This window comes from Bartonella sp. AA97HXZ (assembly GCF_042196985.1).
GTDB lineage: Bacteria > Pseudomonadota > Alphaproteobacteria > Rhizobiales > Rhizobiaceae > Bartonella.
Window position 1 is genome coordinate 17,842 of the sequence record NZ_JBHIRC010000009.1, and the last position, 13,889, is coordinate 31,730.

General features: G+C 35.6%; 10 protein-coding genes and 1 pseudogene. 8 read left to right on the forward strand and 3 right to left on the reverse strand.

Translation table 11 applies throughout. From position 1 onward, the window contains the following. Positions 1 to 765 precede the first annotated feature (765 nt). The 3 genes from ACFINE_RS06150 (at position 766) to ACFINE_RS06160 (ending at position 3,275) form a co-directional block, all read left to right on the forward strand. A complete protein-coding gene (locus ACFINE_RS06150) occupies positions 766 to 1,104 on the forward strand; it encodes a P-II family nitrogen regulator (protein WP_015856528.1) in 339 nt (112 codons plus the stop codon). 59 nt (positions 1,105 to 1,163) lie between these two features. Next, the gene (gene glnA / locus ACFINE_RS06155) at positions 1,164 to 2,573 is read left to right on the forward strand and encodes a type I glutamate--ammonia ligase (RefSeq protein ID WP_375611514.1); all 1,410 of its coding nucleotides are present in this window, start codon (positions 1,164 to 1,166) and stop codon (positions 2,571 to 2,573) included. A gap of 156 nt (positions 2,574 to 2,729) precedes the next feature. Continuing rightward, complete coding sequence (locus ACFINE_RS06160; RefSeq protein ID WP_375621407.1) at positions 2,730 to 3,275, forward strand: hypothetical protein; 546 nt, start codon at positions 2,730 to 2,732, stop codon at positions 3,273 to 3,275. A gap of 34 nt (positions 3,276 to 3,309) precedes the next feature. On the opposite strand, the gene ACFINE_RS06165 is transcribed toward ACFINE_RS06160, so the two are convergent. Next, positions 3,310 to 4,092 (reverse strand): ATP12 family chaperone protein, encoded by a 783-nt coding sequence (locus ACFINE_RS06165; protein WP_375621408.1) that lies wholly within the window; start codon positions 4,090 to 4,092, stop codon positions 3,310 to 3,312. A 749-nt stretch (positions 4,093 to 4,841) separates the two neighbouring features. Between ACFINE_RS06165 and ACFINE_RS06170 the strand changes: the two genes are divergently transcribed. The 5 genes from ACFINE_RS06170 (at position 4,842) to ACFINE_RS06190 (ending at position 8,688) form a co-directional block, all read left to right on the forward strand. Continuing rightward, positions 4,842 to 5,300 carry a prephenate dehydratase domain-containing protein gene (locus ACFINE_RS06170; RefSeq protein WP_375621409.1) on the forward strand — a complete coding sequence of 153 codons (459 nt, stop codon included), beginning with the start codon at positions 4,842 to 4,844 and terminating at the stop codon, positions 5,298 to 5,300. Further along, entirely contained in the window at positions 5,287 to 5,784 is a 498-nt protein-coding gene (locus tag ACFINE_RS06175) for a hypothetical protein (protein ID WP_375621410.1), read from the forward strand. Before ACFINE_RS06170 ends, ACFINE_RS06175 begins: the two co-directional genes overlap by 14 nt. Next, on the forward strand, positions 5,718 to 6,485 hold the full coding sequence (locus tag ACFINE_RS06180; RefSeq protein ID WP_375621411.1) for a DUF6421 family protein: 768 nt from the start codon (positions 5,718 to 5,720) through the stop codon (positions 6,483 to 6,485). The genes ACFINE_RS06175 and ACFINE_RS06180 overlap by 67 nt, the downstream gene beginning before the upstream one ends. 80 nt (positions 6,486 to 6,565) lie before the next feature. Continuing rightward, complete coding sequence (locus ACFINE_RS06185; protein ID WP_375621448.1) at positions 6,566 to 7,426, forward strand: DMT family transporter; 861 nt, start codon at positions 6,566 to 6,568, stop codon at positions 7,424 to 7,426. Then, positions 7,423 to 8,688, forward strand: a complete 1,266-nt coding sequence (locus ACFINE_RS06190; protein WP_375621412.1) for an acetyl-CoA carboxylase biotin carboxylase subunit family protein — start codon at positions 7,423 to 7,425, stop codon at positions 8,686 to 8,688. Before ACFINE_RS06185 ends, ACFINE_RS06190 begins: the two co-directional genes overlap by 4 nt. A 970-nt stretch (positions 8,689 to 9,658) precedes the next feature. Here the strand turns inward: ACFINE_RS06190 and ACFINE_RS06195 are convergent. Continuing rightward, the gene (locus ACFINE_RS06195; protein ID WP_375621413.1) at positions 9,659 to 12,412 is read right to left on the reverse strand and encodes an autotransporter outer membrane beta-barrel domain-containing protein; all 2,754 of its coding nucleotides are present in this window, start codon (positions 12,410 to 12,412) and stop codon (positions 9,659 to 9,661) included. A 943-nt stretch (positions 12,413 to 13,355) separates the two neighbouring features. Continuing rightward, positions 13,356 to 13,806: pseudogene (locus tag ACFINE_RS06200) on the reverse strand (hypothetical protein). Positions 13,807 to 13,889 lie beyond the last annotated feature (83 nt).

Genomic DNA, 13,889 nt, shown 5'->3' on the forward strand with positions numbered 1-13,889 from the left:
GATTTTCCAAGGCATCCACAGCAATATCTTATAATGAAGATTGCCATTGCTTCACACTTTTATTTATCGCGTTCCTTAATGAAGATCACATTCCTCACGAAGGAACAAAACGCCCCAAACGGAATATATTTGCGTTGCCAATTCCCACATCTGTTTTAAAGAAACATTTCTCAATGCTCTCAAGCCCATTTCACGATGGCTCCTATGAATGCTATAATGATAAACTCATTATTGTACACCACCATCTTTACATTTATGAATCGGCATCATCACACTCTTTTCCAATATTTGTCTTCCCTACTCCCTAATATTGTAAAGCCTTTAATTATCGAAAGCTTTCATAAAAAGCATTTTATTTCTTTTTTCAAATGTTGTTATCCACACACTCATAACTATTTATGATATATAAAGGTATCGTTTTGATTGGTTGACGATAAAAGGATCTAAAATGAGAAAATCTTACGCTATTAGAGTTTCTCATTCAATGTGGAGAGCGTCTAATTATCCTTATAAGTCAAGATATTATCTAATAAAAAAGAAACAAAACTCTTTTATTATATTATTTGAATTCTGTATAAGAATTGTAAGTTTTTTTCCCAAAAAACAGTATTTGGCTGTATTCTACAAAAGAAACTCTCCTAACAGAGCATAGAGTGTCATTATTTTCGACTTTTTGTGCACAAAGTATCTGTTGGACATCTTACAGTTGTCAATATAATGTGATGCAGTCTAAAAAGACAAAATAACGTTGGAGATAATTTCAGCATGAAAAAAATTGAAGCCATTATAAAACCTTTCAAACTTGATGAAGTGAAAGAAGCGCTTCAAAAAATTGGGTTACATGGTATTACAGTAACAGAAGCGAAAGGTTTTGGTCGTCAAAGGGAACATACAGAACTTTATCGTGGTACGAAATATGTTGTTGACTTTCTACCTAAAGTAAAGATTGAAATTGTTGTGTCCGATGAAAAACTGGAACAAACTGTTGATGCAATACGTAAAGCAGCTCAAACCAAACATATAGGGGATGGAAAGATATTTGTCTTTTCCATTGATGATGCAATTCGTATAGGCACGGACGAAACCGGTATCGATGCCCTTTAATAAATAACGAGAAAATTCACTTTTTTATCCACCTCAACGCCATATTAAGGAAATTGAATATGACAACCGCATCAGATATTATCAAACAGATTACAGACAACGAAATCCGTTTTGTTGATTTACGTTTTACTGATCCACGAGGAAAATTGCATCACATTACAATGGATATCGCAGAGATCAGCGAGGATACTTTTAGTGATGGTGTCATGTTTGATGGTTCTTCAATTGCTGGTTGGAAAACAATTAATGAATCTGACATGGTTTTAATGCCAGATCCAGCAACAGCACATATTGATCCTTTTTTTGCTCAATCTACTTTGGTCATATTTTGTGATGTACTTGATCCTGTCTCTGGTGAGTTTTATCGTAGAGATCCTCGTTCTATCGCCAAAAGGGCTGAGGTGTATATGAAATCTTTAAACATTGGAGATACAATCAATGTGGGTCCAGAAGCAGAGTTTTTTATCTTTGATGATGTGCGCTATAAAACGGACCCTTACAACACAGGGTTTAAACTCGATTCAAGTGAACTTCCCTCTAATGATGATACGGAATATGAAACAGGAAATCTAGGGCATCGCCCACGAATAAAGGGAGGCTACCTTCCTGTTCCGCCGATTGATTCCTGCCAAGATATGCGTTCTGAAATGCTCACAGCACTCAAGGATATGGGCGTACAGGTCGAAAAACACCATCACGAAGTAGCAGCAGGCCAACATGAATTGGGTATTCGTTTTGATACACTTGTTCGCGAGGCTGACAAGATGCAAATTTTTAAATATGTTGTACATCAAATAGCAAACAGTTATGGGAAAACAGCAACCTTCATGCCAAAACCAGTTTTTGGTGATAACGGCTCTGGAATGCATGTCCACATTTCCATTTGGAAAGATGGCAAACCCATTTTTGCAGGAAATGAATATGCTGGACTATCAGAAACCTGTCTGTTTTTTATCGGTGGTGTTATTAAGCACGCAAAAGCAATAAATGCTTTTACAAACCCATCCACAAACTCCTATAAACGTTTGGTTCCTGGTTATGAAGCTCCTGTTCTTCTTGCCTATTCAGCACGTAATCGTTCTGCATCTTGCCGTATTCCTATGAGCTCCTCACCAAATTCAAAACGCGTAGAAGTTCGTTTTCCAGACCCAACAGCAAATCCCTATTTGGCATTTGCAGCCCTTTTAATGGCTGGTCTTGACGGTATCAAAAACAAAATTCATCCCGGACATGCTATGGATAAAGATCTTTATGATCTTCCCTTAAAGGAACTTAAAGAAATCCCTACTGTTTCAGGAAGCCTGCGTGAAGCGCTTGAAGCACTTGACAAAGATCGTGGCTTTCTTAAAGCTGGCGACGTTTTTGATGATGATCAGATTAATTCCTTCATTCAAGTAAAGATGCAAGAAGTCTTGCGTTACGAAACAACACCCCATCCTGTTGAATTTGATATGTACTATTCTGTTTAAACAATCAATACGCATTCTTTTGATTTTTAAAGTGGAGGCAAAAGCCTCCATTTTTGTGGATATTCTTCTCATGCAAAAGCGCAAGAGGCTTTTTGCTCGTCCGCTTTTCCTTTATAATGTATTGAATCTCTTCAAATGAATTAACAAAGGTTTCTAATGCCGCGAATTTGTTTTCTCGTTCCCGTTCTTTTATGCATTGTCTTTATCACATCAACAACTAAAGCACATACAATAACCAACCAAAAACTTACAACTCTTGAGAAAGCAACATCTGCTTATAGTAAAGCACTTAAAAATGCCGATGCAAATGCCATCTTAAATGCTATTCCTCCCCAAGTCATCAACCGCTTAACCGCCAAAAAAAATCTTAATCAATCACAATTTCTACAAATCATGAAAAGCCAAATAGAACGGTTGGCAGAAAGTTACAAGATTGAAACGATCAACATTGATCAAAAACAAAAACGTGAAGGTACCCTTGATAATGGTACCCCTTATTTTGTTATACCCGTGGAGCTTGTAACCACAACAAATGCTGGGAAAAAATGCTCTATTCAAACTGAAATTATTGCCCTACTTCACGATAACCAATGGTATTTTATCCGTGGCAATGACGAAGCGCTCTTAACCATAACTAATGAACTATTTCCTGGACTTGATAAAGTAAAAACCAATCCTCAAAAAGTCACAAAAATACTCTGAGCCAAAAGAATGCACGTAAATAAAAGATTTTCCCCTATAAACAAGTTGTAACAATTGTAGCAGCAGCATTAAATTCAACTTTTTTATGAGCACGGCGTGCTATTGTTTCTTTATCTATTCCCCATTGTTCCATCATCCAATCTTCATCTAAATGGGCAATAGACCAAGCATGATCAGCATCAATGTTTCCCGCAGCAACAGCAAGAGCAATGAGAGCAGATCCCGTTAAGGTTGTCATCATATGAAGTGCAGCAAGCATATAAGCAGACTCAACGCTTCGTAAATAATGACTCACAGCTTGAAGTGCTTCTGGTGATTGTTCCACATGCATCAGCCCTTCTGTCAAATAAAACCTTGCACCCAGTTTTTTTTCTGCCCAATCTAATAAAGGATCCCATTGCTCAGATTGTTTTTGCACCAACTCTTTAGGTGTCTGTGCACGATAAAAGATCATATCACATGCAACGAAACGCAATAAATCTTCAAAAACCACCTGCATATCATCAGCGATACCATCAATAACAGTATTAACCAAACGCGTCATCGGCATTTTTGCAGGATCAACAACGTGCTTTTGGTTCTCAAATTCCTGAGCAACATATTCAGCAAACACTTCTGATGGCACATGAAAATGACGCCTTGCGGGCGTTTTTACGGGACGGTCATCCAACAAAATCGTAAAGCCGACCTCCTCACAAGCGATCTTCACTTGCTTATAAAACCGTTTTGGGTGTGATTGGCATGAAAGATTTTGAATCTTTTGAACAGAACTCTTCTTATTCAATGGCATATCAAAATGATCCAAAATCTCACGCATATTTGTTTACCTCTGATCTTTTCAAAAAAACGACTGTTTCTTTAGGTTCTGTAGCTTCAATAAGGTTTAATCTGACCTTCTTAACAATTCCAAAGAAGAAAAAAATCTTGCCAATCTCAATCTGATTTAAGAGTTATATTTCATGTTTCTTTTACAAACAAGACAATGATGATTGCCTTTTATATATTTAATACAATCATAATAGTAAAACAATTTCTAAAAGTATTATCTTAATTAAGAAGTTAAATATATTGAGTTTTATGGCAAAGATATTCACGCCTTACCAATTTGCTTATTATTCACCTATAATAGTATTATCAATATGAACAGATTCAAAAACGCTGCTCATCCAAAAAATGATAGAGCAGTGCGGTTTACGTGTCATTCACCTTCACTTAACCATTCCAATAATTCTCTAACATATCCAATAAATACCCTGCATAGAATTTTTCCTGCTCAATTACTCCCCTAAACGACTATGTTTTACGGCATGATAGAATAATGAACAGACAAAATTATAATTGTAAATTTTCTTTCATATATACATTATTTTATAAAGCACTAAATTATTTAACGCATTGTGCTTGATATACTCTACATATTACACTATTTTAAATTTAGGCATATTTTTATAAAGAATAGAGATCATGCAATCTGAAAATAATACTTTTATCTATACACTTGTCCCTGCAGATACTAACTGTGCAGCAGCAGAACAATAGTGGCTTAACAATCACAATAAAAATATTTTGTCCACTGACTCGAGATCCCGTATTATCTTATACGCAACTCTTGAAGAAGCATTTAATGAACTTGCTCAAAAAAAAGATGCTTATCTCTTAAGTTGTGCTGCTTCCCCTGATTTGCATACACTCATATTTACCCGTTTAGGTGATATGCAATTATTTGACAGCTTTATCATGCCTACTCACTCTATGGTTTTAGCTAAACGCAATAACATTGATGAAATTAAAACCATAGCGCCTCATCCTGCCCCGCAATCTCTGGTAGCTCATCAATATGACAAAGTATTTGCCAACAGCAATGCTGATGCAGCCGTTCTTTGTAAGGCTGAAAAAGCCGATGCTTGTATCACAACATCGGTTGCGGCAAATCGCTATAAGCTGAATATTATCGAAAATTTTGAACAAATGCCAATGACCTTTTTGCTCCACTCACTAAAGTCAACTAATCATGAAAAAATCTGAAGTGCTTCTTTCCATTGTTAACTTAGTTGACAAATTCCGTATGCGCCAAGAACGAAATGGGAGCATTAAGGAACCAACTTCAGCAGATAGTAATATGATCAATGAATTGATCACTCTGCTGAACCACCATGCTAATATTCTTGATGGATTATCTCCAAAACTTTTAGCGATCATTTCTGATGATCTTCTTCAGTGGATGCTCAGCGGTTTAACGCCCCCTCCTCAATTTGATAACACTTTGGCTGCTTTCAAAGCCCCATTACCAGATGCTCCCTTGTTTTTCTTGGCTCCAATGCGTGCAACAAATGGACCTGATCCAGAAGGATTCCAGCTGGAATTAGTTACAGGATATCGTCATGAAACGGCCTATCTTTCTGACGCCTCGAAATATACAAAGAATTATCTATCACCATTTCAATGTATAAAAATGGGAATAGCATCAAAGGGATTTTTAGAAGGCAAGTTCTATTCCCAGAATCTGTAGCGACGGCTCAAAAAATTGATAAGCAAGCATTTGCTTTGTTTTTTTTCAGTAAATTCTTTGATATTTACAACAAGCAAACAATTGTGGAAGCTGAACGTTTACTCGGTCGAGATAGTAAATTCCTGTTCGGTCAATTGCATAGTCGTAACTTATCTAAAGAAGACATTTACGATGCTCGCTGTTTGTGGGGCTATTATCATGACTATGCACATCATACCGGACCGCGGCCATTGGATAAAAATCTGTATATAAAATTAAATTGGTTTACAGGTCTTCTAGAAGAAACTAAAGTTGATTTAATTACAGTGCGTATTATGCTACAAAATCATCCAAAATTTTGGAAAGAAATAACTGAATTTGTCCTATTAGAACGCATATTTCGTTATCCACAAGATTCTGATCAGCATATGACATTCGATGCTGGTACAGGGATCTTGCCTTTTGAAATATTGATGCGGAACAAAGCATTGATTGAAACAAATCAAAGTTATCTTCAATTTGATTTGGAGCGTCTTGAAAAAGTAATAATATTGATGATAGCAGATATAGAAACACTTGAAGCATTAGATGATGACGCTTATTTGGCAGGAGCTAAGGATTATATCCAAAATAATCTTGGTAAGCCGCAAACTTCACAGTCACGATTTAATTTTTCAACATCATATTATGCACAGCGAGTGATTAGAGGATTAAATCATTGAGTTTCATAAAAGGACGGTTATTATTATTTACTTTTACTATTCTAGCATTGTTTTCCATAAGTTGGTTATTATCTAAGAATTTGGTTAGCAATATACCCGTCATGCATGCGGTTGGACTTAGGTTGTTTTCCACCGCTGCTACCTTATGGCTGATTGCAGTATTTCGTGAGAAAGCTGTTTTCAGATCCATACCATTACTTTCCATGATACCTTCTTTTTTAATTCTCTCAGTGTTAGGATTCTCGTTATATTTTGTATGCAGCTTTGGTGCATTAAAATCACTCAAAGCCAGTGATTTAACCATGGTGCTCGCTACTATTCCAGGAATTACTTATATATTAGGTGCATTGACAAATATCCTTAAATTCTCATGGCTGAAGCTTAGTGGAGTGATAATTGTCAGTGTAGCAGCTGTAGCATTCAATATAAACAGTGGAGAAAGTGGATACAACCTAATAGGAATAGCTCTTGCTTTAACAGCAGCCCTTTCTTACTCTGCTTATGGCTTATTGTCTAAACGTTATCTTAAAAATTTACCTTTGCTCACCTCACTGGCTTGGATCACGACAATTTCTGCAGCATCATTTATGCCATTATTTATTTTTGATCCTGCCCCACTCTTATATCTTAAGTTAGAAGATATATTTAAAATATTGATTTTAGGAACTGTTTGCTCGGCACCAGTTTACGTATTATACCAAAAAGTTTTAGCCGAAGGAGGCGTATTATACGCCAACACTATCGGCGTATTATCCCCTTTTGCAGTGGTTGTATGTGAATGGATAATCGGCTCGAGCCCTTCCCTCAATATGATCAAAATAATTGCTATGATTGTAGTTGTTATAGGGATGACACTCTTATTTATAGATGCATCAAAGGTATCTACATGGCAACAGAAACGTCGTGCCCAAAATTCCAAATTTAATGAGGAAACAAAATGAAAAAACTCGCGTTAGTTTGCCAGCGCAATGCAAAATTACCATTTATATTTGAAGCAGCACAAGCAGCTAATATCGAATTAATAATGATCTATGATACCGCTGAAAGCGCTCCCACTCAACACCCCGCAGCAGTCACTTCAACTTGGCAACTTCCTGTTTTTGATAACCCAGAGGCAGCTCTAGACACTTTTGCAACAGGAGCAAAAGAACGCAATATTGCTGGGGTTATGACCCTTCGCGAAGAAGCCATCCTATGGACAGCTTTGGCTGCAAAAAAAATCAATACTCCAAGTATTGAACCAGAAGTAGCAGCATTAACCAGAAATAAATATCTCATGCGTCAAGCTTTCGCTAAAGCAGGCTTAAGAACACCAGGATTCTTTTATATAGATCATCCAGAAGACCTATCAAAAACACAAGCCTTGGATTATCCAGTCGTTATTAAACCCGTCTCTGGATGGGCAAGTGCAGGCGTCATGTTAGCTAAAAATTCCGCTGAACTTCCTGATCTCATTAAAGCCGTATGGAATGTTCAGCATAAAGACATGGCACGTTTTAATGATAAAAGTAAACCTGTAGGCTTAGTCGTAGAACAGTATTTGCCAGGAAAAGAGTTTGTCGTAGAATGCTTTGTTGATACAGCAGGTGTACACGTTCTATCCGTTGGAGACAAGGGACAGCCTGAGGGACCATGGTTTGAAGAAACAATTTATCGTCAACGATGTGATATAGATGATCCTTTAATTATTGCTTTATGTGAGGCTGCATGCTCTGGAGTTAAAGCTCTTGGTATAAATATGGGTGCTGCCCATGTAGAGCTACGCCTAGATGCTAATAATTTACCTTATATCATTGAGATAGGCGCTCGTATAGGTGGATCAGGTGTTTCCCATTTTATTGTTGAGCAAGGCACAGGAATTTCATTTGCAAAACTATGTATGAATGCCGCTTTAGCTGAAAAAAACTTAGACCTTCCCGATATACTCCCAGCTAAAAAAGTGGCGGCAAATTATATTATTCCTCTTCATGGGTATGGACAGTTTTCTGGATTTTCAGGTCTAGATAAGGTTGCACAGCATCCTCAAACCGCCAGAACTATCATTTTCTTTGAAACCAATCACATTTCACCACCTCCACCAGCATTTGGTGGATATCCTGGTTTTATTTTCTCTGTTCATAACTCAAACGAAGAAGCACGCAATTACCATAAATGGCTCGATGATACCTTAAGCATCATATGGAAACACCATGTTTATCAATAGTCCGATAAAGATATTTCTACTGACGCTCAACTTTGATATAAATCTTATCGATACAAACGAAATTACAATGCGAATGCGATTGCCTAAAACTTTGCAAACGTTTTTCCATTAAAGATGCATATTTAAAAAAAACAGGAATTGAGGAAGATATAATCTACTTTTACACCCCATTTTAATAAAAGCTCTTCAATGTTTCTATATTTGAAACAATAATAAGAACTTATGAACGATTTTTTTGATACGATCAACCTCTTCTCCCCACGTCTTAAAAGAAGAAAAAAATCTTATCTCCCCACTTTGATATAAAACTTATATTTCATATCTATTTAACAAATAAGACAATGATCTTGTTCATATATTCAATACAGCCATTAGAACAATTTTTTTAAAGGATTTATCTTTATTAAGAACTGAAGATATTGAATTTGATGTTAAAAGTGATCATGCTTTACCACTTTTCTTATTATCCATCGACAACAATGCAAACGATACGAACAGCTTCAAAAACGCTTTTTGCAAAATTTTAAAGCAAAAAAATACGCATCATCCACGAAACGATAGAGCTGTATATTGCATATATCCCCTCCTTTGCTTAACAGCAAAAGCTTTTAATCAACAGTCAATATCTCCCTGCCTTTCATGATTGATATCAGCGACCTCAAACGCCAGTCTTTACAACATGATAGGATAATAAGGCTACTATTTTAAAAAGCTGATGACAAACACATCCCCAATATTTATAGCAAAAATAACACAAATAGATTTACAGTCTCATTATCATTTTTTTTGAAGCATTTAAGCTCCCCTATCAATCAGATAAAAAATAAATCAACGTGATCCTTCCATACCTATTAAAACACATGATACCATTATTAAAAGAAGCAATTAAAATTCTGCATCATCAATGGTTTAAATCACGACAATAAAACAAAACTTTAAAAATCACATTTATTATTTTTAAAAAGATTTATTAAAAATGATAGCGCAAACCACCAGAAAAATGAACTCCAGAAAAACCAGCCTTGGTTAACCTATGCTGATAGCTAAGATCACTGTGAAGTGTAACTTTAGAAGAAAACTGCGCATTGATACCCAAACCTGTTTCTAAGGAAGAACCGAAAGAACCCAACTGGAAAACATCTTTAAAATGAACAAATTGTTCTTTATCAAAACAATGAGCAAAATGAATATTGCCATAAAAAGAAGTGATCCAATCCTTATCAGAGGCTGTAAATGTTTTACTTAAACGCCCACCAACACGCACAAACCATTGATCTATTTTTTTCATCTCAACATCAAATCCATCAATATCACGAAACTTATCAAATTGAAGATGTTGATAAATAAGCTGAAGTTGTGGATCAAAAATAAGATCTTTATATCCTGTCATAGACACTTTACCAGCAGAAAACGACACGTTCAAAGGATTTGCTTTTAATGTCGCCGTCTTACCCCAAACACGGCTACGCACATCCCCTTTAAACAAACCATAAGATAAAAGACCGTCTACGTAAAAATCAGTGTAATGTTTCACACTAGCATATGCCGTAAATGACCATTTATTAAACGTACTCTTTTGACTTTGTTCCACGTTATGAGGTTGTAAGGAAAGCTTTCCATAGGTTCCCATAATCCCAAAAGATGTCGTACTATATGCACCCTCTATTGTTTTGAGCAAAATATCTGTTTTTATAGCGTTATAATCAACATGACCATCGTACCCATATTTAAGTGTAGAAAGATCTGAGACATAACGATAACTCCCACCATAACCGTGGACAGATAAAGCAAAGTTCCCTTCAACTTTTAATAATTTACGAGGAATAGACCGCCTAACTTGCAACTGCTTTTGTTGATGACTAATATCCATGAGCCCAACATGAAACAAAGCATTTGGTAACAAAAGATAGGTCAGAACTTGTGGAACAACCTCTCTGACCTTTAACTCAGAAGGGGGAATAGCAGACACCTCTAAAACAGGCTGAATATATTTACTTTCAAGGCGAAAATCCCAAAAATCTCCATCTCCTTCAACCAATCTTTGAGAAGTTTGTGCATTTCCAAGAGCAGAAGCTGGACCATACGCATGAAGATAATATTGGTAAGGCAAACCCTCTAATGCGATATAAGCACGATTTAACTGAAAAGAATCCTCTGCCGCTTTTCCAGAAACCTGAATAAGTGAAATACTATGAGCATTTTCACCGGTTGCTATCTCACCCTGATTTCCTGCAACAAATTGCACATAAACTGTTGTTTTTCCAGAAACATCACCATGTATTAAAAGCCGATCAGTTTTTGTATTATCGAGCAAACCATCACTACTGAGATACGTATTGAGATAAATATCTGCCCTATCTTGCGCACTATAAACTTCTTTTTCTCCCTTCCCAATATGAAGTGTCTGATACTCCTGAAACATTGGAGTCTCAAAAGCAATAAAACTATCAGAAACTTTCACAAATGAAATAGACGAACTTGTACGGTTTGCAACTTGCAAATCGATCTCTCTTCTTTTTGTCAAAAACCATTTTGATCCCCTTGTTAAATAAAGCTCAGCAATAGAATCATCGGCAACACGAGTCCCTCCTATCAATGAAGAAGAATTAGCCAAAATCGCTACACTTCCCCCTTTTTCAGCTGTTAATAATAAGTCACCAAAAATTTTTGTACCTTCTGTTACTCCAATATAAATACGACTGTTATGACTATGAACAGCTGTCCCATCTGGAACCTCAAAAATCGTCCTTTTCAAAAAGACAAGCCCCTGTTCATACGCATCATTTTCCCCATCCCTCTCAAAATACATACCTTGTTTGTTACCTATTGCTTTAATTGTTGAATCTTCAATATTAACCCGCGAAATTAAAATATTTCCTTCCCTGCCGTTATTGGATGGCGTGTTAGAATCTTGTCCAACTGTTAAAATATGAACATCCGTAGAAATAATATTCGTATTTTTTACATAAACAGAACCCTGATGTTTTACATTGAAAACTGTATGTATAATTTTTTCATTTGTATTTTCTTTGTCTTCTGTTTTTTGATATTTTGAAGCAATGGTAACACCATCTAAAGTCGCACTCCCCCCTCTCCCCACATAAAGCGCAGCAGCATCATTCACATCAATAAATCCACTTTTCATCTGAATACCCGCATCAGCACTAACGAAAAGAGCACTCTCTTGACCGATACCCAAACCTTCCACTTTAATTTTTGTATTCGTTAACGTAACAGATGCTCCTCGCTTCTCTGCATAAGCAGCAATCTGAGAAGCCTCAATTGTTCCACGATTAACCTCAATCATTCCACTATCAGCTTTAAGACCTATTGATACATTTTTAAAAGCTGAATCGCTCAAAACAATTTTTCCCCCTTGTGATACAAAAACACCATAAATATCTTCTATACTTGCAGTCCCTTCAACCTCTACACGCATTGCCTCAATAACTGTATTTGGCTCCTGTACTACTATAGCAGCAGGTAACATGATAGAACGATCCTCCCCATTCTTTTTTTTAACAGGCGCCGTGAATTTATATACTTTATCACTAATTGTATGCTTTGAACCATCACTGCATTCATAAGGTAATTTGTTTTTGTCACATGACAGCGATGTATATGAATGAGAATGTGCCTCAATATTTATATTTAACAAAAAAGAAAAAATAGCTGCTGTAAAAACGCACGAATACAAGTGATTGTTAGATACCTTGACTATCATTGTTTTTCAAAACTTTCTTTTTTCAACAAAAACAAAAAATGCTGGCAAAAAAATAAACCACAAATTAAACACAACAAGAATAAAACGAACAAAATTATTTTATTTTTATGATAAATTACAGCACTTAATAATATGTTTTGTGTTTTATGTAAAGAAAGAACAAAAAGTTTAAAAATACCATTTAGGAGGACAATCCCTCTAAAGAAGGCATCTCAAAAACCGCTGAAAACTGCAATTACAAAAGGCCCAAAAACCAATCTTAAAAAAACGTGAAAAAATGCGAATTTTGAAGAGATATAATATTCAATTTATCTCACCACCGAAAAATAAAAATACAACAAAATGAGAATAACTTCTAAGATTAAACGATTAAAACGTTTTAATAAAACACAGCACAAAAAGATACAGTATACGAAATCTATAACCGCATCATCTCTTCAACTACAACAAAAAAACAAGAAATTGCACACTAATGTATAAGCTAATGTACACAATTTCTATATTAAAAATGCTAGATATCTAACAAAGAAATTTGAATAAATAAAAAACTTCTCCTAATACCCTATCATCAATGATTTGAATTAATAAATGTAATATTTTAGATCTTTTGATAAAATCTAAAACACAGTAAAACACTCACCATTCGGAACTTAAAAAACACCAAAATAAAATTTCATCAAAATTAGCTCTATGAAAGCTATCTGTTTATTATCGTTAAAGAAGATATTTTAGCAAAGCTATTATTTGCCATTCTTTATATGGAATAAATTTCTCTAAACAACAACTCACTCTCCTCCGCTAGCATCATCTGACAACAACACTATTGCCAATCTCGTAGCTGATGAATATAACTACATTAGAGAAAAAGAGCTATATCTCTCTTCTCCCGTTTAATATTTTTATTTAATTATTGCTTTAAAAATTAACGTTCTACTGTTGATGATCACTTGTGCAAAGCTTTTTTTATTTTCTGGCGCTTTTTATCATTTTCAAAACGTAACATCAAATCTCGCTCTTGTTGTGTCGAATTGGTTACAACAAAAGTATCATTGTCCATAACCTGCTGATACCCTGCTACCATTAAATTGACTAAAAATGAATCACTTCGCTGCGTTGATGAAAAATAGATTCCCTTTGAATCTTGTAATTTGTACCGATAACCTGCTTTAGTCATGCACTCATAAACTGCTGCAAAATCACTTGCACGCGAATCCATATTTTCAGAAGAAACGTAGATTGGTTTCCATCCACGTTTTAACAGTGCTTGTTGAACCATAGATTTATTGACACCAGGCTTTTCCCATCATGCCAATATCGATGGGGGAGATTTACTAACACATCCCGCAGAGCTTAAAAAAAATCATAGCACTCAATAATTTCAATATTTTTTTCATTTTCCCCCTCCCTCAATATTTACGATAAAAAAGCCTATAAGCCTGTGCTAATTTTTTCACATGTAAGATTGCTAGTCTATTGA